General features: G+C 60.1%; 19 protein-coding genes and 1 pseudogene. 12 read left to right on the forward strand and 8 right to left on the reverse strand.

Annotated elements, in window-relative coordinates:
• Positions 1 to 60 precede the first annotated feature (60 nt).
• Genes ACVW0B_RS10525 through ACVW0B_RS10535 form a run of 3 tightly spaced genes read left to right on the forward strand, consistent with a single transcriptional unit; the run spans position 61 to position 2844 of the window.
• The gene (locus tag ACVW0B_RS10525; RefSeq protein ID WP_457491632.1) at positions 61 to 1890 is read left to right on the forward strand and encodes a proline--tRNA ligase; all 1830 of its coding nucleotides are present in this window, start codon (positions 61 to 63) and stop codon (positions 1888 to 1890) included.
• A gap of 21 nt (positions 1891 to 1911) precedes the next feature.
• Positions 1912 to 2529, forward strand: a complete 618-nt coding sequence (locus ACVW0B_RS10530) for a hypothetical protein (protein ID WP_457491633.1) — start codon at positions 1912 to 1914, stop codon at positions 2527 to 2529.
• Positions 2530 to 2556: 27 nt separating this feature from the next.
• Complete coding sequence (locus tag ACVW0B_RS10535; protein WP_457491634.1) at positions 2557 to 2844, forward strand: hypothetical protein; 288 nt, start codon at positions 2557 to 2559, stop codon at positions 2842 to 2844.
• 81 nt (positions 2845 to 2925) lie between these two features.
• Here the strand turns inward: ACVW0B_RS10535 and ACVW0B_RS10540 are convergent, their stop codons facing one another.
• Entirely contained in the window at positions 2926 to 3975 is a 1050-nt protein-coding gene (locus ACVW0B_RS10540; RefSeq protein ID WP_414399182.1) for a hypothetical protein, read from the reverse strand.
• A gap of 339 nt (positions 3976 to 4314) precedes the next feature.
• Positions 4315 to 4773 carry a hypothetical protein gene (locus tag ACVW0B_RS10545; RefSeq protein WP_457491635.1) on the reverse strand — a complete coding sequence of 153 codons (459 nt, stop codon included), beginning with the start codon at positions 4771 to 4773 and terminating at the stop codon, positions 4315 to 4317.
• Between the two features lie 211 nt (positions 4774 to 4984).
• Here ACVW0B_RS10545 and ACVW0B_RS10550 point away from each other — a divergent pair, with 211 nt between their 5' ends.
• Positions 4985 to 5113, forward strand: a complete 129-nt coding sequence (locus ACVW0B_RS10550) for a hypothetical protein (RefSeq protein WP_011432750.1) — start codon at positions 4985 to 4987, stop codon at positions 5111 to 5113.
• A 407-nt stretch (positions 5114 to 5520) separates the two neighbouring features.
• On the opposite strand, the gene tkt is transcribed toward ACVW0B_RS10550, so the two are convergent.
• Positions 5521 to 7521, reverse strand: a complete 2001-nt coding sequence (tkt, locus tag ACVW0B_RS10555) for a transketolase (RefSeq protein ID WP_457491636.1) — start codon at positions 7519 to 7521, stop codon at positions 5521 to 5523.
• Between the two features lie 175 nt (positions 7522 to 7696).
• Here tkt and lipA point away from each other — a divergent pair, with 175 nt between their 5' ends.
• A complete protein-coding gene (gene lipA / locus ACVW0B_RS10560) occupies positions 7697 to 8590 on the forward strand; it encodes a lipoyl synthase (RefSeq protein ID WP_414331107.1) in 894 nt (297 codons plus the stop codon).
• A gap of 91 nt (positions 8591 to 8681) precedes the next feature.
• Here the strand turns inward: lipA and ACVW0B_RS10565 are convergent, their stop codons facing one another.
• A complete protein-coding gene (locus ACVW0B_RS10565; RefSeq protein WP_457491637.1) occupies positions 8682 to 9926 on the reverse strand; it encodes a dihydrolipoamide acetyltransferase family protein in 1245 nt (414 codons plus the stop codon).
• A gap of 81 nt (positions 9927 to 10007) precedes the next feature.
• The gene (gene ppsA, locus ACVW0B_RS10570) at positions 10008 to 12473 is read right to left on the reverse strand and encodes a phosphoenolpyruvate synthase (RefSeq protein ID WP_457491638.1); all 2466 of its coding nucleotides are present in this window, start codon (positions 12471 to 12473) and stop codon (positions 10008 to 10010) included.
• A 325-nt stretch (positions 12474 to 12798) separates the two neighbouring features.
• Between ppsA and ACVW0B_RS10575 the strand changes: the two genes are divergently transcribed.
• The 6 genes from ACVW0B_RS10575 (at position 12799) to ACVW0B_RS10600 (ending at position 18143) form a co-directional block, all read left to right on the forward strand.
• Positions 12799 to 13752 (forward strand): RluA family pseudouridine synthase, encoded by a 954-nt coding sequence (locus ACVW0B_RS10575; RefSeq protein ID WP_457491642.1) that lies wholly within the window; start codon positions 12799 to 12801, stop codon positions 13750 to 13752.
• Positions 13753 to 14302: 550 nt separating this feature from the next.
• On the forward strand, positions 14303 to 15481 hold the full coding sequence (locus ACVW0B_RS10580) for a transaldolase (RefSeq protein WP_457392293.1): 1179 nt from the start codon (positions 14303 to 14305) through the stop codon (positions 15479 to 15481).
• 35 nt (positions 15482 to 15516) lie between these two features.
• On the forward strand, positions 15517 to 17013 hold the full coding sequence (locus tag ACVW0B_RS10585) for a cobaltochelatase subunit CobN (RefSeq protein WP_457491639.1): 1497 nt from the start codon (positions 15517 to 15519) through the stop codon (positions 17011 to 17013).
• A gap of 50 nt (positions 17014 to 17063) precedes the next feature.
• Complete coding sequence (locus ACVW0B_RS10590) at positions 17064 to 17375, forward strand: DUF2605 domain-containing protein (protein WP_414358208.1); 312 nt, start codon at positions 17064 to 17066, stop codon at positions 17373 to 17375.
• Positions 17375 to 17638 (forward strand): DUF2973 domain-containing protein, encoded by a 264-nt coding sequence (locus ACVW0B_RS10595; protein ID WP_414358210.1) that lies wholly within the window; start codon positions 17375 to 17377, stop codon positions 17636 to 17638. Before ACVW0B_RS10590 ends, ACVW0B_RS10595 begins: the two co-directional genes overlap by 1 nt.
• A 55-nt stretch (positions 17639 to 17693) precedes the next feature.
• The gene (locus tag ACVW0B_RS10600; RefSeq protein WP_414358213.1) at positions 17694 to 18143 is read left to right on the forward strand and encodes a GerW family sporulation protein; all 450 of its coding nucleotides are present in this window, start codon (positions 17694 to 17696) and stop codon (positions 18141 to 18143) included.
• Here ACVW0B_RS10600 and ACVW0B_RS10605 read toward each other — a convergent pair.
• The 3 genes from ACVW0B_RS10605 to ACVW0B_RS10615 form a co-directional block, all read right to left on the reverse strand.
• Positions 18140 to 21451, reverse strand: a complete 3312-nt coding sequence (locus ACVW0B_RS10605) for an AAA family ATPase (RefSeq protein ID WP_457491640.1) — start codon at positions 21449 to 21451, stop codon at positions 18140 to 18142. The two genes, ACVW0B_RS10600 and ACVW0B_RS10605, sit on opposite strands and share 4 nt — an antisense overlap.
• A 164-nt stretch (positions 21452 to 21615) precedes the next feature.
• Positions 21616 to 23886: a single-stranded-DNA-specific exonuclease RecJ gene (gene recJ / locus ACVW0B_RS10610; protein ID WP_457491641.1), complete on the reverse strand. Its 2271-nt coding sequence runs from the start codon at positions 23884 to 23886 to the stop codon at positions 21616 to 21618.
• Positions 23887 to 24006: 120 nt separating this feature from the next.
• The gene (locus ACVW0B_RS10615) at positions 24007 to 24174 is read right to left on the reverse strand and encodes a hypothetical protein (RefSeq protein ID WP_083757636.1); all 168 of its coding nucleotides are present in this window, start codon (positions 24172 to 24174) and stop codon (positions 24007 to 24009) included.
• 178 nt (positions 24175 to 24352) lie between these two features.
• On the opposite strand from ACVW0B_RS10615, the pseudogene ACVW0B_RS10620 reads away from it, so the two are divergent.
• Positions 24353 to 24757: pseudogene (locus ACVW0B_RS10620) on the forward strand (helix-turn-helix domain-containing protein); the annotation flags it as partial.
• Positions 24758 to 24887 lie beyond the last annotated feature (130 nt).

Raw genomic sequence — 24887 nt, forward strand, 5'->3', positions numbered from 1 at the left:
AGGGAGGGAAAATTTGAGCTGATCGCGTAAGCGGGACGGAGTCCTCAGAGGGGGGAATGGATGCAACAGAGCCAGAGACTGAGCCAGATGCTGTTTGTAACGCTGCGGGAGGATCCCGTTGAGGCCGAGCTGCCCAGCCACAAATTGCTGCTGCGGGGCTGCTTTATCCGGCGGCTCTCCCCAGGGATCTACACCTATCTGCCGCTCCTCTGGCGGGTGCTGCAAAAGATCTCGGAGATTGTCCGGGAGGAGATGAACGCCATCGGCGCTCAGGAGTGTCTTTTGCCCCAGCTGCAGCCGGCAGAGATCTGGCGGGAGTCGGGCCGCTGGGAGGTGTACACCCAGGCGGAAGGGATCATGTTTGCCCTTAAGGATCGCCAGGGACGTGAGCAGGCCCTAGGCCCCACCCATGAGGAGGTGATCACCTTGCTGGCCCGGGATCTCATCCGCTCCTATCGCCAGTTGCCGCAGACGCTCTACCAGATCCAGACCAAGTTCCGGGATGAGATTCGACCCCGCTTTGGCCTGATGCGAGGGCGGGAGTTCATCATGAAAGACGCCTACTCCTTCCATGCCAACGAGGAAAGCCTGCGCCAGACCTACCAGGATATGTACCGAGCCTATAGCCGCATCCTCAGGCGCTGTGGGCTGGAGTTTCGCGTGGTGGATGCTGATGCCGGGGCGATCGGGGGGCCATCGGCGGCCTCGCAGGAGTTTATGGTGCTGGCCTCTGCCGGAGAAGATGAGATTCTCTACACGCCCGATGGCTCCTATGCTGCCAATGTGGAAAAGGCTGTCTCCATCCCGCCGCAGGCTGCAGATTCTCCCTACGGATCTTTTCAGGTGTTGGATACACCGGGGACGGAGACCATTGACAAGCTCGCCGATTTCCTGAAGATTTCCCCCACCCTTATCGTCAAAAACGTCCTCTACCAAGCCCTTTACGACAACGGCCTGCGGGTGGCAGTGCTGCTCAGCATCCGCGGGGATCAAGAAGTCAACGAGGTCAAACTGGCCAACCACCTCAGCCGCTTGGCAGAGCGCTACCAAGCCAACAAGCTGCTCAAGCTCACCTTGGCGGATGCCGAGATCCAAAACAGTTGGCAGGGGGATCCCATCCCGGTGGGCTACATCGCTCCTGATTTGCCGGATAGCTGTTTGGGCCCGCAGAAAAACCTTGCCCCCCAGATCTTACGCTTGGCCGACCAGACGGCAGCTCTGCTGCAGAACTTCGTAACCGGCAGCAACCACGTGGGGCGGCACGTGGTGGGGGCCAACTGGGGCGAGCAATATCCCCTGCCGGAAGTGGTGGATGTGCGCAAAGCGCAAGCGGGGGATCGTTCTGTACTCAACCCCGACCAGATTCTGGAAACGGCCCGTGGCATCGAGATCGGCCATATCTTTCAGCTAGGCCTCAAGTTCTCGCTGCCGATGCGGGCCACTTTTACCGACGAACAGGGATCCGAGCAGCCCCTGTGGATGGGCTGTTATGGCATTGGGGTATCCCGCTTGGCCCAGGCGGCGGTGGAGCAATCCCACGATGCCAGTGGCATCATCTGGCCGGTGGCCATTGCCCCCTATCATGTGGTGGTGGTGGTGCCCAACATCTCCGACGCCGAGCAGATGAGCGTGGCGGAAAAACTGGTGCAAGATCTCGCTGCTGCCGGCATCGAGACCCTCTGGGATGACCGGGACGAGCGGGCCGGCGTCAAGTTCAAGGATGCAGATCTCATCGGGATCCCCTATCGCCTCACCACGGGGCGCAGCCTCAAACAAGGCAAGGTGGAACTCAGCGAGCGGGCCAGCGGCCAAGCCACGGAAATTCCCATTGAAGAAGTGGTGACCACCCTGAAAGAGCGGATTGAAGCAGCCCTAGCTGTGCCAGACTGAGCGTGGTTTCTCCTGAACTCCATGCTGAACATCTCCATTCTTAAAGAAGACGAATCCTATACTTTTCGCTCTTATTTTGAGATGCCCTACGAGCCGGATGAAATCTTGGCTCAGTTTGGCTATCGACTGGAAATTGGGGAGTGGACATGGCCTGTTGCCCCTGCTCCACCTCAAACCCCAGTTCTGAAAGATCGGATCCGACAATTGTTACCTTTGGTTAGCCTCACCAGCGAAACAGCGCGGCGGGAATTGCTGGTGGCTCCTGTGCTGACCGAAGTGGCTCTCCATTGTCGAGTTCCTTTGCGGCTGGAGTATCCCCTGATGGTCAACAATTGGTTGAAGGGCAGCCTCGATTATCTGTTGCGAGGGAAGAACATCCTGCTGGTGGTTGAAGCCAAAAAGGACGATCTAACGCGAGCCTTTGTGCAAATGGCTGTAGAAATGATTGCCCTGGCGAAGGTGGAGCAGCAGGCTCAGATCTACGGTGCAGTGACGATGGGGTCTATCTGGCAGTTCGGACAAATTCTTGCCCATCAGCAGATGATCAAACAAGACTTAACGCTGTATCGGGTACCTGAGGAGCTGGAAACCATTGCCGGCATTCTCACTGCCATGGTCAGCAACCCTAGCCAATCGTGAATTAAAAGCGTGAATTAAAAGTAAGTCATGGATCGAAAAACAGTCTGGTTTGCCCTAAAATTGATGCTGGCTGCTGCCGGGATCAGCACAGCCATCAAGTATGGTGGCCCTTACTTGGCCTTGCCGGAGCAAATGCCAGTGGTGGTCGTGATGATCGTTTTGCCCACCTTGATCGTGGCCGGGATCCTGTGGCGCTGGCAAATGCAGTCTCCTCTATCCAAAACTCCCCTACAAGCCGGCAAGGGATCCCTGGGAATTGAAGATGATAGAGCCTTCACCCCCAGCCCTTCTCCCAGGGGAGAGAGGGAAGTCTGAACTGCTGGACATGGAAGGCTGCCCAGATCCCTTGATGGGTGGGGGGAAGGCTATCGGGATGGATTGGGATCCCTTGAACCCCTACTGCTGGGTAAGGCGCAGGGTTACCGTTGGGCTGGTTTGGTTGCCGGAAGTGGCCGTGAGATTCACCTGATACACCGTGCCAGAGGCCGGAATGGGAGGCCGAACGGTGATGGTGAAACGGCCCTGGGCATCTGCCTGCACCGTTTGGTTGGTCACGGTCTGTTGGGCGCTGATGATGCCCCCCAGAGAGGTCGAAGCCGTTACATTCACCCGCACCGAAGCATTGGGAGCTGTAGTGCCCTGCAGCGTAAACGAAGAACCGGAAACCCGATCCCCATCCCGCAGGTTGGTGATCTGAGGCAAGAGGGGGCCGGGGGCGCTGACCGTGGCGGAAACCTCTTGGGTGGTCAGCCGCTGGATGCCCCCGGTGGCCCCTTCGATCAGGCGGGCCGGTTGTTCGGCGGTCATGAAGCGCACTTGGCCGCCATTTTCCAAGCGGGCGACGACGATCCCTTCCCGGGTGGTATCTTTCGCCTCGATTAGGGCGTTCACTACATAGGTGCCGCTGGAAACTTCCTGAGCCGGCAAGGTTTGCACTTGCCGTCCATCTTGGATGAGGTAAACCGTCACCCGGCTGGAAGGGGTACCTTTGACGGTGACCAACAGGATTTCTCCCGCTGCCAAAGGGCGACTGCCGGCATTGTGATCCACTAAGTCGATGGAAGCGCGGACAGGGCTGCCCACAGTGAAGCTCCAAGTCACGCGGCGGGTCACCCCCTGGGTATTGGTGAACTCCAGCAAGACTTCCCGACGCCCCGGCGGCAGAGGTTGGGCAGGGCGATAGGTGAAGAAATCTCGGGTGATCACCGACTGGGACGTGACATCTTGACCATCCACAAAAACCCTCACCGTTTCCGGGCGCACGCTGACGCCATCTTGGCTGCGGAAAGAAGCCGAGATTGGGGAGGTAGGTTCAACATTGGTGGCCGCTTGAGCTGGGCTGGGATCCGTAATTTGCTGAGCCCTTGCAGGCAAGCTCGACAACCCCACAACCGCAGCACCGATCACCAAGGCCCGGGGAAACCAGGAATACAAGTTATCGCTCATGAGACCATCCAAGAAAAAGATAGAGTACAGACAGACTACACAGGCAACAAGCCCAGAGAAAGGCTAAACAGAGTCCGGCAGAACATCGGCCTCGATATCCTGTTCGCATCCTGTCACAGGGGATGGCCCCTGTCGATACGCCTAAACCTCTGATCGGCTCTCCAATAGACTCAATCCCAGCGTCAAAACCGGGCAAAGTCAACTGCCATCTGCCGTGCCGGATCCCATGTCCATCCTGGCAAAGGCCAGAAGATGACTGTAGGTGAGGATGTAAGGGATCCCTTTGAAGGATTTGACTTAACTTGTGTTCGATGGGTAATCGATGGGTATCAGCTCATCTCAATTCACAAAAATAGCCCCTGTCGCTTGCAGATCGAGGCAATGATCGCCGGAGACATCGTTGACCAGGCGCACTTCTACAGTGATCACGTTGAAAGAATCCACGCTCACCTGGTAGCCCACAGGAGCCAACATCGGCGTGTTGATGGCCATGCAATTGGGGATCAACAGGTTGCTCAGGCGCAACGTTTCGCCTGCAGGCAGTTCCGAGACTTTCTGGCGGGGATCGGTAAAGCCGTATTCCAAAGGCAGACCGGTGCGATTGCGGATCACCAGCTCGGCAGGTAGGTTGGGGTTAAAGCGGGCTACCGGGCGATCGAAGACCAATTGATCGACACCCACCGGTAAGCGCGGCAACGGCACTGTCTGAAAGGTAGGCTGAGCGGCAACCCAGAGGGATCCCTGCAACAACCCTCCGCCAACCCAGCCGCCCAGCAGAGTCGCCAACGTCAAAACCATTCTTTTGCTCCGTTCTGCATAGCTCATGGCTTTCGCCTCAGGATGTGCTTCCAGACTGGTGGGAGTTGGATCCCTTGCCTGCTTGTATTGTTCCCAAAAACGGCTGGCCGGGCCAGATGGCTGCTGTTTTTTCCAGGGTATGCCCCAACCAGCTAAGATCCCGTGGGGGGGAAGTTAAGTTAGAGTTGGCAATGCAAAGGGAGGCATGGCCATGCCAGCAGAACCGAAAAAGTCGGAGAAAAACTTCTCGTGGAAGGGCAGTGCCGACGCGGGCCGGGCGCTGACGATTTTGGCTGCCGTGGGAGCCGCGGTGATTTTACTGGCGGGGTTCCTACAGTAGGCAAACAGTAGGCAAAGCTGTTTGTGTCTGCAGCCGGCACAAGCACCTCAGCACGGCGGCGGAAGCCAAAGTTTCTTCTTCAAGGCGATTTCAAGGCGATGGTGGCAGCCTGCTCGACTTCCAACTTGCCTTCAAGGATCATCCCCGCCATGGTTGAAGATGTCCTCAAGGCAAAGGTGTTGTCTGCGGGGCAGGAAGCCGCCCTCGACTGCGTTCTCCGCCATGGCTGCCCTACAGAAAGAAGCAGATCCGGATGCTTTGGAAGTCCTGCTGATTGGTTGATGCGAGGTTCGCTACGCCTGTCCGGGTCACGCCGCTGGGCAGCAGGCTCAACAGGGAAAAAAGCCCAGCAGAGAAGGGATCCCTGCTGAGCCCCTTGAAAGCGCCGAGGAAGGGGTAAAGTGCCCTCAGCCCAGCAGCCGGCGGGCAGTGTTGACCACGTTTTCCACCGTGAAGCCGAACTTCTCCATGCACACCGGGCCGGGGGCAGAGGCGCCAAAGCGGTCGATGCCAATGGCCACCCCCTCAAACCCCAGGTACTTGTGCCAGCCGAAGGTGGAACCTGCCTCGACGGAGACGCGCTTGGTGACGTTGGGGGGCAGAACGGAATCGCGGTAGCTCTGGGGCTGGGCCTCAAACAGCTCCATACAGGGCATAGAGACCACCCGCACCGCCCGGCCTTCCTGCTTTAGTTGGGCGGCAGCTTTCACTGCCAGCTCCAGTTCAGAGCCGGTGGCGATCAAGATCAGCTCTGGATTGGGGGCATCCACCACCACATAGGCCCCTTTGGCTACGCCTTCAATGGAGGTGCCTTCCACCGGGTTGACCGCCTGCCGGGTGAACACCAGCACAGAAGGGGTGGTCTTGGCTTCTAGGGCCACCTGGTAGGATCCCACCGTTTCGCGGGCATCTGCCGGGCGCAGCACATAGAGATTGGGAATGGCCCGCAGGGAGGCCAAAGTTTCCACCGGCTGGTGAGTGGGGCCATCTTCCCCCAAGGCGACGGAGTCGTGGGTCATGACGTGCAGCACCCGCACCTGCGAGAGGGCGGACAGGCGGATGGCAGGCCGCATGTAGTCTGTGAAGATCAAAAAGGTGGCGTCGTAAGGGATGAGGCCTCCATGAAGCGCCATGCCGTTGGCAATGGCTCCCATGCCGTGTTCCCGCACCCCAAAGCGGAAGTTACGCCCCTCGTAAGAGCCGGCCTGAAACTCTGGGATCCCCTTTAGATAAGTCATGTTGGAGTGGGCGAGATCTGCGGATCCCCCCAGCAGTTCCGGCACGGCCTTGGCCAAGGCATTCAGACAAAACTTGGAGAGGTTACGGGTAGACTCTCTGCCGGTTTCGGCAATGGGGGCCAGCGCTTCTTTCCAGCCCACCGGCAGCTCCCCGGCCATGATGCGCTTGAACTCGGCGGCCTCTTCGGGGTAAGCCTTCTCGTAGGCGGCGAAGCGCTCGTTCCACTCCGCTTCGGCTTTGGCCCCTTTCTCGATGGCCTGGCGGAAGTGGGCCAGCACCTCGTCGGGAATGTAAAACTCCGGCTCCAGCGGCCAGCCCAGGTTTTGTTTGGTGAGCTTCACCTCTTCCGGCCCCAGGGGTGCCCCATGGACGCTCTCGCTGCCGGCCTTGTTGGGGGATCCGTAGCCGATGGTGGTCTCGACAATAATCAAGGACGGCTTGTTGGTGACTTCCTTGGCTTTCTGGATGGCCTCGGCGATCCCTTTCAAGTCGTGGTTGCCATCCTCTACTTTTTGCACATGCCAGCCGTAGGCTTCATAGCGTTTGCCCACATCTTCCGTAAAGGCGATTTCCGTTCTGCCGTCGATGGAGATGTGGTTGCTGTCGTAAAGCATGATCAGCTTGCCCAGTTGCAGGTGGCCGGCCAGAGAAGCTGCTTCAGAAGCCACCCCTTCCATGTTGCAGCCATCGCCCAAGATCACGTAAGTGTAGTGATCCACAATGGTGTAACCGGGCTTGTTGAAGCGGGCGGCCAGATGGGCCTCGGCAATGGCCAACCCTACCGCATTGCCCACCCCTTGCCCCAGCGGGCCGGTGGTCACCTCCACCCCCGGAGTTTCAAAGTTTTCCGGGTGGCCGGGGGTTTTGGAGCCCCACTGGCGGAACTGCTTAATGTCCTCCAGGCTTACATCGAAGCCGGTTAGGTGCAGCAGCGCGTACTGCAGCATGCAGCCATGCCCCGCCGAGAGCACAAAGCGATCCCGATCCACCCACTTGGGGTTGCGGGGGTTGAACTTCATGAACTGCTGCCACAACACATAGGCCATGGGTGCTGCTCCCATCGGCAGGCCAGGGTGGCCGGAGTTGGCCTTCTGAACAGCATCCACCGCCAAAAAGCGAATCGTATTGATGGCAAGTTGTTCCAGAGAGGGAGGAGCAGCAACAACCATGTGGGATCCCTATCGCTCGACATTTGCTTTCCAGTATGCCGCGTTTTGGGTCTTGCTTCCGAGGCGCTAGGGATCAATTGGGCCGGGAAATTGGCTTTGTCCAAATTCCAACGGGGCCAAATGGCAGGCTAAGCTGAGTGATACCGTCGCTGCTGTTTTGTGTTGGAGCACTTCTTTGACCGTTGTTTCTTCTTCTCCTGGCGGCAAACCCTCCTGGCTGCGGGCCAAGGCCCCTCAACGGGTGGGATCCGTCAAACAACTGCTGCGGGACTTGGGCCTAAACACGGTTTGCGAAGAAGCTTCCTGTCCCAACTTGGGGGAGTGCTTCGCCAACGGCACCGCCACCTTTTTGATCATGGGCCCGGCCTGTACCCGCGCCTGCCCCTACTGTGATATCGACTTCACCAAACGCCCTCTGCCCCTGGATGCCACTGAACCCCTGCGGGTGGCAGAAGCAGTGGAACGCTTGGGATTGCGCCATGCGGTGATTACGTCGGTGAATCGGGACGACCTGCCCGATGGGGGAGCCAGCCAGTTTGTGGCCTGCATTGCGGAAATCCGCCGCCGCATGCCCCAGACCACCATCGAGGTCTTGATCCCAGACCTATGTGGTAACTGGCAGGCGCTGCAGCAGATCTTGGCCGCCCGACCGACGGTGCTCAACCACAATACCGAAACGGTGCCCCGCCTCTATCGCCGTGTACGCCCGCAAGGGAACTACGAGCGCTCCCTCAAACTGTTGGAGTTGGCACGGCAATGGGATCCCGGCCTGTACACCAAGTCGGGGGTGATGTTGGGTCTGGGAGAGACAGCCGAGGAGATCTTGCAGGTGATGCGGGATCTGCGCCGGGTGGGTTGTGACATCCTCACGCTCGGCCAATACCTGGCGCCCAGCCCCAAACACCTGCCGGTGGAGCGCTACGTTCCCCCCGAAGAGTTCGACCATTGGCGACGGGTGGGAGAGGAACTGGGCTTTTTGCAGGTGGTGTCTTCGCCCCTAACCCGCAGCTCCTACCATGCCGAGGCTGTGCAAGAGTTGATGCAGCGCTTTCCCAGGAGGAGCTCCTGAGCGCTGGGGCCTCGCCGGCTGCCCGACCTTGTGGGTTGCGCGAGAGGAGAACCCTACTCTGAGATTGGCTCAAGGCCGGGTTTCAGGGCGGCTACAACGTCAGGGATCCCACCTTGTGCTCTATGAGCTGCGCCAGATCTTGCAGGAAGGCCGCTGCATGGGCGCCGTAGATGACACGGTGATCGCAGGTGAGGTTCACCTGCATTTGGGAACGGATGGCAATCGCTTTTTCCGGCGTCGCCACCACCGTGGGGCGAGAAGCGCCGATGGCCAAAATGGCCCCTTGGCCAGGCGGCAAAATGGCATCGAAGCGATCCACCCCAAACATGCCCAGGTTGGAGAGGGTGAAGGTGCCGCTGGTGTACTCCTCTGGCTGCAGTTGCTTACGCCGCGCCCGCTCCACCAGATCCTTCCAACGGCGGGAGATCTCATACAGATCCAGCCGGTTGGCTTGCTTTAGGACAGGGGTGATCAGCCCGCCATCCTCCATGGCCACGGCCACGGCGATGTTGATATCCGATTTGTAATGGATGCCGTTTTCTGTGTAGCTGGCATTCAAAAGGGGATGCTTCTCCAGGGTCAGGGCCACCGCTTTGACCAAAAGGGCCGTCAGGGTCACCCCCTTAGGCTTTACCTGTTGGTACAGCTGATCCAAGTTGTCGGTGGTGATGGTGTAGCCGACGTGGAACACTGGCACGCCCAGGCTGGCGTTCATGTTGCGCACCACCGCCGCTTGTAGGGTGCTGAGGGGAACTGTCTCTCCCAAGGGGACAGCCGCAGGAGTTGGGGACGTAGGGGCTGGGGCAGAGGGGGCAGCCACTGCAGGAGCGGAAAGGGCCGCAGCTCGCTCCACGTCTTCAGCGACGATGCGACCGTTGGGGCCAGAGCCGCGCACGGTGCGCAGATCGATCCCCAGGCTCTCCGCCAGTTTTTTCGCCCGTGGAGAAGCCACGATCCGCTGGGATCCCGATCCATTTTGGGGAGCGGGGGTGGGAGCAGGAGCAGGACTGGCCGATGGAGCCGCGGGAGGGGGTGCCACAGGGGCAGCTCCGGCAGAGAGGGCCTTGGCTTTTTCCTGGGCCTGGGCCACTTCCGCTTCGCTTTCGGCAATCAGGGCAATGGGGGCGCCCACCGGGGCTGATTCCCCTGCCGGCACCAGGATACTGGCCAGGATGCCGCTGTGGAAGGACTCCACGTCCATGTCCGCTTTGTCCGACTCCACCACCAGGATGTTCTCTCCCTTCTCCACGCGGTCGCCGGGTTTCTTAAGCCAGGTGACGATCTTGCCCGTTTCCATGGTGGAGCTGAGGGCCGGCATGGAGAGTTCGTGGATCATCGATGGGGATGGGAACACAGCAGAAGAGATTGTAACTCAGGAGACGGGATCCCCGCGCACGTCCCTGGGCCGGCTTTGGGCTCACCGGGCGCCAGCCGCTTCTGCTTCGGCCACCACCAGCAGGGTTTTCAACAGGGAATCGGGGTTGAGGCTGATGGAATCGATCCCCGCCTGCACCAGGAAGCGGGCGAAGTCGGGGTAGTCGCTGGGGGCCTGCCCGCAGATGCCGATCTTGCGGCCATGGCTTTTCACCGTCTGGATCACCTGGGCGATCATCCGCCTGACGGCCTCGTGGCGCTCGTCAAAAAGGTGGGCCACCAGGGCTGAGTCGCGGTCTAACCCCAGGGTGAGCTGGGTGAGGTCGTTGGAGCCGATGGAGAAGCCGTCGAAGATCTGGCAGAACTCGTCGGCCAGGATAACATTGCTGGGCAATTCGCACATCACGTACACCTGCAGGCCGTTTTCTCCCCGCACCAGGCCGTGGCGGGCCATCTCCTCCAGCACCTTGTGCCCCTCTTCCGGCGTGCGGCAGAAGGGGATCATCAAGATCACGTTGGTCAGGCCCATCTCATCCCGCACCCGTTTCATGGCCCGACACTCCAAGGCAAAGCCCTCACGGTAGCAGGGATCCGTGTAGCGGGAAGCCCCCCGCCAGCCGATCATCGGGTTTTCCTCGTGGGGCTCGTATCGGGATCCCCCCAACAGGTGGGCATATTCATTGCTTTTGAAATCCGACAGCCGCACGATCACCGGCTTGGGGTAAAAGGCGGCAGCAATGGTGGCCACCCCCTGGGCCAGCTTGTCCACAAAGTACTCCGGCTTGTCGGCATACTGGGCGGTCAGCTCCGCCAGGCGCGGCTCCTCTTTCACCGCCTGCTCGTAGTTGAGCAAAGCCAGCGGGTGGACCTGAATGTGGTTGGCAATGATGAACTCCAGCCGCGCCAGCCCCACGCCATCGCAAGGGATCCCGCTGAGGCCGAAGGCTTTTTCTGGGTTGCCCACATTCATCATCAGCTGGGTGCGGGGACGGGGCAGCTCCTCCAGCGGGATCTCCGTCACCTCATAGGGCAACAGGCCCGGGTAGACCCGCCCTTCTTCCCCTTCAGCGCAGGAGACGGTGATGGGCTCGCCGGAACGGAGCACCTGCGTGGCGTTGCCGCAGCCAACAATGGCCGGGATCCCCAGCTCGCGGGCGATGATGGCCGCATGGCAAGTTCTGCCCCCCTGGTTGGTGACGATGGCGCTGGCCTTTTTCATGATTGGCTCCCAGTCGGGATCCGTTTTTTCGGTCACCAGCACCTCGCCGGCCTGAAACTGATCCGAGCGGCGCACATCCAAAATGACGCGGGCTGTGCCCTGGCCAATGGCCTCGCCTACGGCCCGTCCCCGCACCAGAGGCTCGGGCTGCGCCCCAGGCTGGGTGAAGCGATAGGTGGTCAGCTGGTTGGCCCCTTTTTGCGACTGCACCGTTTCGGGGCGGGCCTGGACGATAAACAGCTCGCCGGTGATCCCATCTTTGGCCCACTCGATGTCCATGGGGGTGAAGCGGCCCCGCAGCGCCGAGTAGTGCTCTTCGATCAGGCAGGCCCAGCGAGCCAGCTCCAGGACTTCCTCGTCCTTGAGGGCATATTGCCGGCGCAGGCTTTCGGGGACGGCCACGTTTTTGGTGGAACGGGATCCCCCCTCGTCGTAGACCAGCTTCAGGGCCTTGCTGCCCAGCTTGCGGGAGAGGATGGGGCGCAGTCCCTGCTTGAGGGTGGGTTTGAAGACCACGTACTCATCGGGGTTGACGATCCCTTGCACCACGTTTTCCCCCAGGCCGTAGGCGGCGGTGATCAGCACCGCATCTTTAAAGCCGGTTTCTGGGTCGATGGAGAACATCACCCCCGAGCAAGCCAGATCCGAGCGCACCATCTTCTGCACCCCCACCGAGAGGGCTACTTGAAAATGGTCAAAGCCCTTGATCTGGCGGTAGGAGATGGCCCGGTCGGTAAACAAGCTGGCAAAACAGTGGTGACAGGCATTGAGCACTGCCCGCACTCCACGCACGTTCAGGTAGGTCTCCTGCTGGCCGGCAAAGCTGGCATCCGGCAAGTCTTCTGCCGTGGCACTGGAGCGCACCGCCACATCGGTGTCGGGGCCGTAGCGCTCGCACAGCTTTTGGTAGGCTTCGGCGATGGCCTGCTCTAGCTGAGGGGGGAAGGGAGTTTGCAAGATCAAGGTGCGGGCAGCCTTGCCCCGCTCGCGCAAATTTTGGACATTCTCAATGTCTAAGTCTTTGAAAATCTCCTGCAACTTCTCCTCTAGGCCCGCAGAGGCGATGAACTGGCGATACGCATGGGCGGTGGTGGCAAATCCTGTCGGCACCTGGATCCCCTTTGAGGTGAGCTGCTGCAGCATTTCTCCCAAGGAGGCGTTTTTCCCGCCCACCTGGGCAACGTCCCGCAGCCCCACCTCCGTCAGGGGCAAGACCAAAGGCGGCTCTGAGCCAAGCTGGGGTTGAGAGGGTTGCTGAAGCTGGGATCCCCTGGTTGCTCCATCCGACATGCCTTACCTCCTTCTTAGATCCATTGAGCCAACGCCAATTGCTGGGGTGTGCTGTGTTGTCGGCTTGGGATCGCTCCCGGCTCTCCTATGCCAACACTCGGCCCAACTCATTCTTGGTGGGCCATAACCTCACTCTAGTCAGGATTTTCTGCCCCTTAAAATTGCCCAGGGATCCCCCCAAGAAGGCTTAGAAGGCGATGAGACAAGGCAGATCCCCCCACCACCTGCCTGCGGAAGTTGCTGCAAATCTTCGACCTTTTTTACTCAGTGCAAAAGTAGCCGGGCTGCCACAATGGTCAAAGAAGGCAATTTGGGCAACAACGGCATGGAGGGCCACAAGGAGGCTGCAGCAGACATTCGCCAGATCAGGGTGACGGAAAAACAGCAGGGCTTGCGGCTGGATCGAGGATTGGCAGAGCAACTGCCGGAGCTGTCGCGGTCGCGCCTGCAGCAGCTTATCCGCCAGGGCCAGGTTTGGCTCAATGGGCAGCCCTGCCGGGATAAGGATCGCGCCTTGCAAGCTGGGGATGAAGTCGAGGTGCGGATCCCGCCAGCCACCCCGACTGCCCTGCAGCCGGAGCCGATCCCCTTGGACATTCTTTACGAAGATGACGATTTGCTTGTGATCAACAAGCACCGCGGTTTGGTGGTGCACCCCGCCCCCGGCCACGCCAGTGGCACCCTGGTGCACGCCCTGCTGGCCCATTGCCCCCATCTTTCAGGCATCAACGGCGAGCTGCGTCCAGGTATTGTCCATCGCCTTGACAAAGACACCACTGGTGCCCTGGTGATTGCCAAACACGATCAGGCCCACCAGCACCTACAAGCCCAGATCCAGGCCAAAACCGCCCGGCGCATCTACTTGGGGGTGGTGTTTGGCCGGCCGGCCCAAAGCCAAGGCACCGTCTCTGCCCCCATTGGGAGGCACCCGGTGGATCGGCAGAAAATGGCCGTCCTGACCCCTGGCCAAGGGCGAGTGGCGGTAACCCACTGGCAAGTGTTGGAGCGGCTGGGCAACTACACCCTGATGCAGTTTGAGCTGGAGACCGGGCGCACCCATCAAATTCGGGTGCATGCTGCCCACATGCGCCTACCCATTGTCGGGGATCCCCTCTACACCCAGAGCAAAACCAGCCCTGTTAAGCTGGGCGGCCAAGCTCTCCATGCCTGGAAGCTCTCCTTTGTTCACCCGCGCACAGGCCAGCCGCTGCAGTTTACCGCTCCCCTGCCGGAAGAGTTTGAGCGGCTCTTGCGGCAGTTGCGCAGCCAGGCGGGCTAGGCAGCCTCTGGGGTTTCCCCCTTGCTTTGCCTGGTCATTGCAAACGGCTGTGGAACAGCTGGTTGGTTGATCCCCAGCTCCCCTCGCCCGCAAGGGGTGAGGGTCAGCGGCGAAGGGTCTTCATCTTGTTTGAAACGAGTATGCCCAGTTGTCCCCACACCCGTGGGGGTGAGCGGCAGAGCATGCCTCTAACCCCCAAAACCCTGAACTTTGCTGAATTTACTGAGCTTTAGGCGGTTTGGCAAAAGTCATTGAGAGGGATATAGTAGACCAAGTTTCCCCCTGATCCTTGAGTCCACCGCAACGGTTGCCGGGAAGTGAAGGGGGAAAGCGCTCGGGGGGTATTCCTCAGGGCTTTGCGGGATACCGCCTTCCTGCTCAGAGATAGGCAGGATGCGATCGCTTCTTTCCTGAACCATGTTCAGGAGAGTTCAGCGTGAATGTATCAGAATTAAGACAATCTCATGTCTACCGGGATCCCTGAATGGGATGGGTAACACTGAAACTAGGTCGCAGAAGCGGCGCGTAGCGCAATCTCAAGGAGCCGAACATGAGCAAGAGCTTGCTGGAGCAATTGCGACAGATGACTGTCGTGGTGGCTGATACGGGGGATATCAACGCCATCGAGAGCTTTAAGCCGCAGGATGCCACCACCAATCCCTCATTGATCACGGCTGCAGCCCAAATGCCTCAGTATCAGGGCATTGTCGATGAAACCTTGCTCAAGGCCCGCCAAGAACTGGGATCCAAAGCCGACATCAAAACCGTGGTGGCCCACGCCATCGATCAACTGGCCGTGGCCTTTGGCGTGCGCATTTTGTCCATCATTCCTGGCCGGGTCTCGACGGAGGTGGATGCCCGCCTCTCTTACGACACAGAAGCCACAGTTGCCAAAGCCCGCCATTTGATCGAGCTCTACAAGGCGGCAGGAGCGGATCCCAAGCGGGTGCTGATTAAAATTGCCTCGACTTGGGAAGGGATCCGAGCTGCCGAGATCCTGGAAAAAGAAGGGATCCATTGCAACCTCACCCTGTTGTTTGGCTTGCACCAAGCCATAGCCTGCGCCGAAGCGGGGGTGAAGCTGATCTCGCCCTTTGTGGGCCGCATCTTGGATTGGTATAAGAAACACACGGGCCGGGAGAGCTATCCCCCTGCCGAAGATCCGGGGGTGCAATCGGTAACCCAGATTTACAACTATCTGCGCAAATACGACTATCCGACCGAGGTGATGGGGGCCAGCTTCCGCAACATCGGGGAGATCATCGAGTTGGCCGGCTGTGATCTCCTGACCATCTCGCCCGCCTTGCTGGCGGAGCTGCAGAACACCGAGGGTTACCTGGAGCGCAAACTGGATCCGGAAAAAGCCAAGAAAATGGACATCCCGCGCCTGGTGATGGATCGAGCTACCTTCGACCAGATGCACCGGGAAAACCGCATGGCCTCAGAAAAGCTGGAAGAAGGGATCCAGGGCTTCTCCAAAGCGCTGGAGGTGCTGGAAAAACTGCTCACCGAGCGGCTGCAGAAGCTGGAGGGTGCCAAGGAAACCATTACCCACGCCGCCCAGGATGTCTTCCGCCTCTACGACCTGGATGGGGATGGCTTCATCACCCGCGAGGAGTGGATGGGGGCAGATCGCGTTTTCGATGCCCTGGATACCAACCAAGATGGCAAAATTACCCCTGAGGAAATGTTGGTCGGCCTAGGGGCGGCGGTCTATCTGAAGAATTAGCCGCTGGCAGCCGGCCTGGGAAAACCTCAAGGTCTATGGGCAAGAACTTTCGCCACATCGGAGATGGGGTGGCCGCCCTGGAGGCACAAGCCCGCCTGTGGATTGCCCAGCGGCTGCAAGGGATCCCTTACGATCCGCCGCCGGGGCCAGCAGCCAGGCAGGTGCTGCATTGGATCGAGACGGATCTGCTGCCGCGCCTGCAGCAAACCCCTCAGGAGCTGGAGAACCTGCTGCATGGGCTAGGGGGCGGCTATGTGCCCAGCGGCCCTTCCGGCGCCCCCACCCGAGGCCGAGTGGACGTGTTGCCCACGGGGCGCAACTTTTACTCGGTGGACATTCGCGCCATCCCCACCCCCACCGCCTGGCAGGTCGGCTCACTGGCCGCCGAGCGGCTGGTGGAGCGCTACGTGCAAGAGCAGGGGGAATATCCCCGTCGCCTGGGCCTATCCGTTTGGGGCACTTCAACTCTAAGAACTGGCGGCGACGATTGGGCCGAGGCCCTGGCGCTCTTGGGGGTCAAACCCCGCTGGGATGGAGGACGGGTGGTGGACATCGAGATCCTGCCTGTAGCGGTTTTGGGCCGCCCCCGTGTGGATGTAACCTTGCGCATTTCTGGCTTCTTTCGCGATGCCTTTCCCAATCTGATTGCCCTGTTTGACCGGGCCGTGCAGGCCGTGGCTGACCTGGAGGAGCCAGAAGCCGACAATCCCCTGCGGGCCCACGTGCTGGCCGATACCCAGTACTGGCAGGAGCAAGGGATCCCAACGCAAGCAGCGGCGGAGCGGGCGCGGCTGCGCATCTTCGGTTCCAAGCCAGGGGCCTACGGGGCCGGCCTACAGGGGCTGATCGAGGCGCAAAACTGGGAAACAGAAGCGGATCTGGCCCGCGCCTACCTCAACTGGAGCAGCTACGCCTACCGGGCCGATGGCGAGGGAGAGCCGGCCCCCGAAGCCCTGCGGCGGCAATTGGCCCACCTGCAAATTGTGCTCCACAACCAAGACAACCGCGAGCACGACCTGCTGGACTCCGATGACTACTACCAGTTTCAAGGGGGGATGGTGGCGGCAGTGCGAACGCTCCAGGGCCGCAACCCGCGGATTTACTTCGGGGATCACGCCCGTCCCCACAACCCTAAGATCCGCACCCTGGCCGAAGAAATTGACCGCGTCTATCGCGCCCGCGTGATCAACCCCAAGTGGATTGCCGGCGTGATGCGCCACGGCTACAAGGGCGCCTTCGAGATGGCTGCCACCCTGGACTACCTCTTTGCCTACGACGTCACCACCCATGCTGTGCCGGATTTCATGTACGCCGGCCTGGCCCGCGCCTACCTATTGGATCCCCAAGTCCAGCAGTTCCTGCGATCCCGCAACCCCTGGGCGCTGCGGGACATGAGCGAGCGGCTGCTGGAAGCCCACCAGCGGGGCTACTGGCAAGAGCAGGCCCTGGAATTGCTGCCTCAGATCGAAGCCCTGATGCTGGAGATGGAAGCCTACCTGGAATCCCGCTCTCCCGTGGCGAGAGAAGGTTAAGTTCTGCTAAGATTTTTTCATCCAAACCAGTTGTGGAGGGATCCCAGGCCATGAGCAAAGCCGAGCTGTTGCGGGAGATTCTGGGGCCGCTGCTGGAAGACTACCGCTACTGGTTTGAGCGTTCTCGCCGCTTTTTGCAGGAAGAGACCCTGGAATTGATCAGCCCAGAGGAGCAACAGTCCTTGCTGGAACAGGTTCTGGCCGCTCAAGCGGAGCTACAGGTGGCCGAAGCGCTTTATCAGGCGTCCGATCAAGAGGTTGGCATCGACCCTGGGCTGATGGCAAAATGGCATCGCCTGCTGATGAAATGTGCCGAATTGGGCCGTCGATTTCGCCAGATTCACCCCTCCTCTGACCTGTGATGCTGCAGATTCTCTACCTCATCGCTTTTGTGGCCATTGCCTTTTTGGCCCTGCGCAACTTGGTTGCCAATGTCATCACGTTGGGCGTGGAAGAGCGCAAGACCTCTCCCCGTCGCGCCCGCCAGCGGATCCCTCACCCAGAGCTGCTGGATGAAGATGGCAACCTCACTGAAGAGCCTCTGCTGGTGATTCGCTCGGCCAGCTTGGAAGAAGCCCGCAGCCGTTTGGAAGATCTCTATTCCGGCTCGCCGGACGAAGACTAGGGGAGTTTCTTGGGCTTCCTCTCTTGGAGGGGCTGCAGTAGCCTGGAAAGGTGCCGTGCGCCATCTGCCCAAGCGTCTGGTGGGCAAGTCAACCGAGATGGGATCCGACTTCAACGTGGAAGCCGTACTGGAAGCGGTGCTCAGCAAGCTGAAGGTTTTGGCGGAAACGGGACAAACCTTTGGCCAGCCGATCACCATTGGCGAGACGATCATCGTCCCCTACATGTCCCTACATTTCGGCTTGGGTGGGGGAGGGGGCAACTTCGGCAAAACTGCTTCTGGCTTTCGCGGCAACGGCGGGGATCCGGCCAGCCTGTTCGGGGGAGCAGGGGGCGGGGTGCGCATCGAGCCGGTTGGCTTTCTGGTGATTCGGGGGGAGCGGGTGGAGCTGCTGACCACCGCCCAGAAGCCCGACCAGTGGAACCAACTCAGCGAGGCCTTGGTACCCCTGTTGCAGCAGTGGCTGCAGACTCGTGCCGGGATCCCATCCGACCGGCCCGGCTAGCCGCGAATGTGAAGGCGGGATCCCTGGGGAGAGGGCTGTACCTCGATGCGGTGGGGGAAAGCATCCTGCAGGCTGGGGATGTGGGTGATCACCAAGATGCAGGCAAAGTCGGGGGCGATGGCGTTGATGGCGGCCAGCAGTTGGGCGCGTCCGGTGGCATCCTGGGATCCAAACCCCTCGTCGATGAGCAGCGTTTGCAGATCGGATCCCGAGCGCTGGGTGAGCAGGCGGGACAAGGCCAGGCGAATGGCGAAGTTGATGCGGAAGGCTTCTCCACCGGAGTAAGTCTCGTAGGGGCGGGTGCCGTGGGGATCGGCAATGAGAATGTCGAGGGTGTCATAGGGACTCCGTCCCGCTACGGAGGACAGCTTGGCCGGTGGGCAATAGCGTCGCCCGGAGCGCTGGGTAACCAATTGCAGGTGCAGGCGGTGTTGGGTCAGGCGGGCCAGGATCTGGTTGGCCTGGGCTTCCAGCTCGGGCAGGACATTTTCGACGATCAGGGCGGGGATGCCGTTGCGGCCGTAGGCATTGGCCAGCTCTTGGTACACCTGCTGCTGGCGGCGGGCCTGTTGCAGTTGCTGTTCCAGCTCGGCCTGTTCCGCCTGCTGTTGAACCGCCTGTTGTAGCCGTTGTTGGGCGGCCCCTATCTGAGACAGCACCTCATCCAGCCGCCGGCGGTGCTCCCGCAGGGTTTGGCGGATCCCTTCCAGCTGAGCAGGCAAAACCTCGGGATGCTCCGCCAGTTGTTGCTGAAGCCGTTCCAACTCTTGGGTGGCCTGGGCAAAGTGCTGGCGGCTTTCCTGTAGGCGTTGGGATAAGGCTTGGGTGCGGGCTGCCACCTCCGGCAGTTCCTGGCGGGCCACCTGTAGGGCTTGCAGGCGCACCGGCCAGAGTTGCGCTTGGGCCAGTTCGGCTTTCACCTGCTGGTGCAGGGATCCGTCGTAGCCCAGGTGGTTTAACGCCTGTTCCACCTGAGCCAACCGCTCCGCCAGGGGAGAATCCGATCCCACTGGTGGGCCGGAGTCCTTGGATCCCACCTGTTGCAGGGTTTCCAGTTGTGCCTGTAGGGAGGCGATTTGCTCGCAGAGGCGAGAGCGGCGCTCTTGGGCCTTGCGGAGTTCTTGAGAGCGGCCCAGGGCCCAGCGCCAGCGCTCCAGTTCTCCTCGTTGTAAGGCGTGCTCGCGCTCGTCATAGCCCAGTTGGTGCAGGGCCTGCTGGATCTGCTGGAGCTGTTGCCGAGCTTCTTGAGCGTAAACTTCCCGGTCGAGGATTTCCCTCAACTCTGCCGCTTCTGCTTGCCAGAGCTGGATTTGCCGACAGCGCTCCTGCTCGGCTTCCCACTGCTGTTGCAATCGCCCTTGCAGATGCAGGCGCTCATCCCAGGTGGCCAGTTCTTGGCTAAGACGGCGGTATTCTGCTTGCAAGAGTTCAATCTCCCGGTCGGCCACCGCCAGTTGTTCGCGGATAACAAACAGTTCGCCGGCAATTTCCTCTTGACGCTCGCGGTGTTTTTTCAGCACCACATCCCGCAGGCGCGGGCTGAGGGGACGGGCGCAGAGGGGGCAAGTCCAGTTGCGACGGCGTTGCGGAGCCATAAAGCCGGATCCCTGCGGCTCTGCTGTCGGCGTTGCAGGGGATGGCTCGGCAGGCTGGCCGACAGAAGATAGGGCCAGGGATCCCTTCTCTTGTTCGGCTGTCTCCTCGACAAGGGCCGTCACCCTCGCCAAAGTGGGGATGGGGCGGCGCTCTCCCTGATCTTGTTCGCCTCGCGGAGCACTTTGAACGGGAAACGCCTCTTGACCTTCATCCCAGCTGGTCACCAACAGGCGGCAGCGTTCTTCCTCCTGTTGCCACTGTTGCTGGAGAACCCGCTGGCGTTCCTGGAGCTTTTGCACGAACAGCCGTCGTTCTTGGACTTTTTCCAACACCTGCTGCTGGTAGAGACGCCGTCGCTCCAGCTCTGCCAAGGCGGCCTCTCCTTCGGCAATTTTCTGCTCCAGGTGCTGCTGCTGCTGGGCTAGAGTTTCCTGGCTTTGCAGTTGCTGGCTGAGAAGCTGGAGGCGGGCTTGCAGACGTTCCCGCTCGCGGCGGATTTGCTCTTGCCAATGCTGTTGCTGCTGGAGAAGGACGGCGGCTTGAGCTTGGGCTTGGTTCAGGGCCTGGAGACGCTCTTGAGCTTGCTGGTAGTGGCGCAGGCCGATTTCGATGCGCTCCTGTTCTGCCAGCAATTGGGCATCGGCTTGGGCCTGGGCTTGGCAGGTGGCCAACTCCTGTTGCAGCCGTTGCATCTTGCGCAGTTGCTGCTGTTGCTGCTCTGCTTGCTGGGCTTGCAGCTTTTGGCGTTCTTGGAGCAGATGCTGCTGTTGCTCGAAGAGGTGGTGGAGATGGCGATCTTGGGCCATCAGGGCTTGGTAGCGTTCGTAACCCGCCAGGATGTCTTCACTCTGGGCGATCAGCTCTTCCAACTGGAGCAGGTGCTGTCGCTGGGCACGCCACTGTTGCTCGGTGTGCTGTAGGTTGGTGCCGAGCTTTTGCAAGTGTTGGGTAAGGTGTTGGTGGCGCTCCTGCAGGATGCAGCGATGTTCGTAGAGGCGCTCTAGGGCTTGCAATTCCTGCTGTTGCTGGGCTAGGAGCTGCTGCAGATGAGTTTGCCGTTGTTGGAGTCGCTCCAGCTCGGCTTGGATTTGGCCAAGGTGGGCCTGTTGTTGGTTGAGCTGCTGCAGGCGCTCTTGGAGCAGATCGGCTTTGAGTTTGGCACTGCGCGCCTGTTCCCGGCAGCGGTCGGCCAGCAAATCGTACTGCCCCAACTTGAGCATGTCGGCCAAGATCTGCTTGCGCTCGCCGGGACGCTTCAGAGTGAAGGCATCTGCTTGTCCTTGTCGCAGATAGGCGGAGTGAATAAAGGTCTCGTAGTCGAGGCTGAGCTGACTTTGAATGGCCTGTTGGGTGGCGCGCATGCCGCGGCGGGTCAAGCTACGCCAGCGAGGTTGGCCGTCGGTTTCTCCGGTTTGAATTTGCCACTCCAGGGATCCCTCGCCCGATAGATGACGGCTGCGCAGGACACGGTAGGTTTGTCCTCGGGAGCGGTAGATCACCTCTACCCAGGCTTCGCTGGCCCCCTTGCGGATGAGATCGCTGTCATTGCTAGCCCGGCTTTGCCCCCAAAGGCCCCAGGTGAGGGCGTCGAGCAGGGCGGACTTGCCTGCCCCATTGGGGCCACAGATACAGGCGGTGTGGATCCCGCGCAGATCCAAAACGGCGTGAGCGTAACAGAGAAAATTGTGCAAGGTTAGGCGAACCGGGATCACGGAAAACTCTGAGGGGCTCTGGTTGCCAGAAAAAATGGGGTTGAATTATTTAATCCAGAGTATCGCGATAGCGGTGCGGAGCATCTTGAAGTTCTTGGCAGGATCCCAAGTCTTACCTACTTTTTGGGGTCGCGTTGGTGGCGCAGAGCGCTTGGGAGATGCCCCTACTTTTGGGAATAAGCTGCTGGCCTGGGATCCGGTCGCAGCAGCCGCTGACACAGTTGGGCAATCTGGGTGGGGCTGGCCTCGTCCAGCCAGCGGTGAAAGGCTTGGGATTCCTGAAGGCGGCCCATCAGCAAGGTGGGGATCTGCTCCGGGCCGTCCAGTTCCGCCAGCCATTGCCGGGGAAAGCCAGTTACTGCAGCCAGATCCTCGGGATCCCGTTGGCCTGCCTGCCACTGTTGCATCAGCCAGTTGACTCGGGCGGGGATCTGCTCCCAGGGGGAGGCAGAAGCGGCCAGGATCAGGGTTCGGGGCTGTACCTGTTGCAGCAGTTTGGCCAAGTCCGCCGGTAGCCAGGGCCAGCGGGCCAGCACCAGCTTTGCCCCTTTTGGTGGTGGAACAAGGTTCTCGGCCTCCTGCCCGTCGTAACAGATGGCCCCTTTCAGCGAATCCGGCAGGGGTTTCTGCCGAAAATCTTGGATCTCTATGGGGGGAGCAGAAAGGGTGGGTGCCTGCCACTCTCCCGAAGGGCGCACTGCCAGCACCTTGCCCTGCCAAGGCTGTTTGCCCCGGTCATCCGCTTCCAACTGGAGGGCGATGTCCAAAGCCTGGCATTTTTGCCAACGCTCCAGCTCTTCTCCGGCCTGCCAAAACCACAGAGTACGGGATCCCGGCGAGCCTTGGAGTTCAAACTTGAGGTGGCGGCCATTGCGGGAGACTCCCAGGTTGGAGCTATTGGGACGGAAGTTCATCAAGGCAACGACGGGGTTGGGATTGCCGTGCCCAAAGGGCTGCAGAAGCTGCAATTGCCGATACACCTCATCCAGCTCTGCCACCCCATCCCGATCCTGAGGGACCAGTAGCTCCCAGTCGAGGATAATCTCCACCGCCAAGGCGCGAGCCTGCTGATCCGGGCTAACCCGCGCGGCCATCTCCCGCCGCAAAGCCAGTTGTACGGCGGCCAGGCAAGAGAGATCCACTTGGATCCTGGCGGCCATGGGGTGTCCGCCTCCCCCCAGCAACAGGGGGCGCACAGCCTCGATGGCCTCCACCAGGTTCACCCCTGGCAGGGAACGACCCGACCCATGGCCCAGCCCTGTGGCTTCGTCTTTGGCAATCAACACCGTCGGGCAGCGGTACTGCTCCACCAAGCGCGCCGCCGCGATCTCCAGAACCCCTGGGTTCCAGCCGGCTTCCGCCAGAACAATGGCTCCTTCTCGGGCCAGATCCATGCTCTCCACTTGTTGGCTGGCCTCTTGGATCACTTGCTGGGTGAGCTGCCGGCGCTCTTCGTCAAGGGCAACAAACCGTTGCACCAGCGCCTGGGCCCGCTCTGGATCGGAGGTGGTCAGCAGCTCCACTGCTAAGCTGGCGTTTTCCAAGCGGCCAATGACGTTCAACTTGGGGGCGATGCGAAAAGCAATATCCTGGGCTGTCGGCGACCTCTGGAGCTGGCCGTTGCTAACCTGGGCCAGCAGAGCTCGCAACCCCGGGCGCTGCGTACTGGCCAGCACCGGCAGGCCCCGCTGCACCAAGTAGCGGCACTCCCGCTGCAACACCGCCACATCAGCCACAATTCCCACCGCCACCAGATCCAGGTGCTGCTCGACACCAGGGATCCCTAGGGCTTGGTAGAGCGCCTCCGCCAACTTGTAGGCCACTCCCACCCCCGGCAAGAAGCGCAGCGGATGTTCAGCCGGCAATCGCAAGGGGTTGACCACCGCATAGGCAGCGGGCAAGGGATCCGGCAGCATGTGGTGATCCGTCACGATCACGTCCACCCCCTGGGCTTGGGCCATGGCAATTTCGGCAGCATTGCCCACCCCGCAATCCACCGTCAGGATCACTTGGCAGCCCTGGGCCAGCACCTGCTGTAGCCGTTGAGGATTGAGCCCGTGCCCCTCGGTGCTGCGCAGCGGTATGGAGAACTGGACTCGGAAGCCCAAGGGTTGTAACGCCGAGAGCAGGAGACTGGTACTGGTGACACCATCGCAGTCAAAGTCCCCCCAAATGCACAGGGTCTCTTCCCTTTCCCGTGCCTGCAGCAGCCGCGCCACCGCCCGCTCCAGATCTGGCAGGGATCCCGACGGTGTGGGGGAATAGTGTTCGGGATCCACGAAGGCCTGCGCCTGCTCCCAGGTGTGCAGACCCCGCAGAGCCATCACCTTGGCCGCATACTTGCCGTATTCCCGGCTCAGTTGCGGATTGAACTGGGGGGGAGTGGGCAGCAGCTCCCAGCGGTGCGGAGTATCTTCGCGCCAGCCGTAATCCATGCAAGCTAGGCCGACCCCTTGGCCGACAAGGGTAGAACTTCTCAGGAGCCTATCAAAAACGGCCCAGGGGGGAAATGGATCCCAGAGGAAAGGGCTGGGGATGATGGGCTACCTTGAACCCTACTGGCAGCAGTGAGAAGCCACACAGCAGGCGGAAGGGTGCTCGTGATTGTGGGTGGCACAGGCTTCGCTGCAGTAGAGTTGACCTTCGTAGCGATAGCCTTGGCTGCTCTCGAAGCTGCAGTTGCAGTGTTCACAGGCGCAACGGACAAGGGTGCTGGCAGACATGATTTTCTCTCCTTCTTTCTCGTTTTTTCCTAGGGATCCTCTTGTCGAAGATCCGCGTCTCTACACCCTAGCGGTTGCTCAGCAACGATGCTGAAACAAGAATCAGAATCATTTTTGGCACTTCACCGATTACAGCCTATGAATTAGGATACAAGTATCCAAGAGAAAAGAGAGATATATACCAACCTATTTGTTAGATTTATCCCAAAGAGTTGTGGCAGCTTATCAGGCAGGCAAGACCTCCACTCGCCAGGTAGCGGAACAGTTCATGGTAACCCAAAGAACACTGCACCACTGGGTGCATCAGTATCAACAAACTCAGGATTTATCCCCCAAGAAAGTCGGCACAAAGCGAGTAGGTATTCTGGAACAACACCGGCAAGAAGTTATGACGGTCATTGAAAGGCGCCTGAACTATTATCCGTGGTAGTATCAAGAACTGCTACGAGAGCAACTGGATACTGATGTGAGTGCTGTTACGATAGACAACTTTTTAAAAAAGCGAGGAATGACGCTAAAAAAGAATTACCGCAGTGTAAAAATCAGAGAAGAGGAGGTGCAAAGGCAACAATTAGCCTATAGTTAAGAAGTCAAGAATATACCAGTGGAAGATATAGCTACAGCCTTTTAATTTAAAATAGGGTACAGGTATTCAAGAGGAAGGAGAGAAAGGAATGCCGACTCATTCTTTGGATTTGCGGCAAAGAGTTGTA

The sequence above is a fragment of the Thermostichus sp. MS-CIW-23 genome (assembly GCF_054059455.1).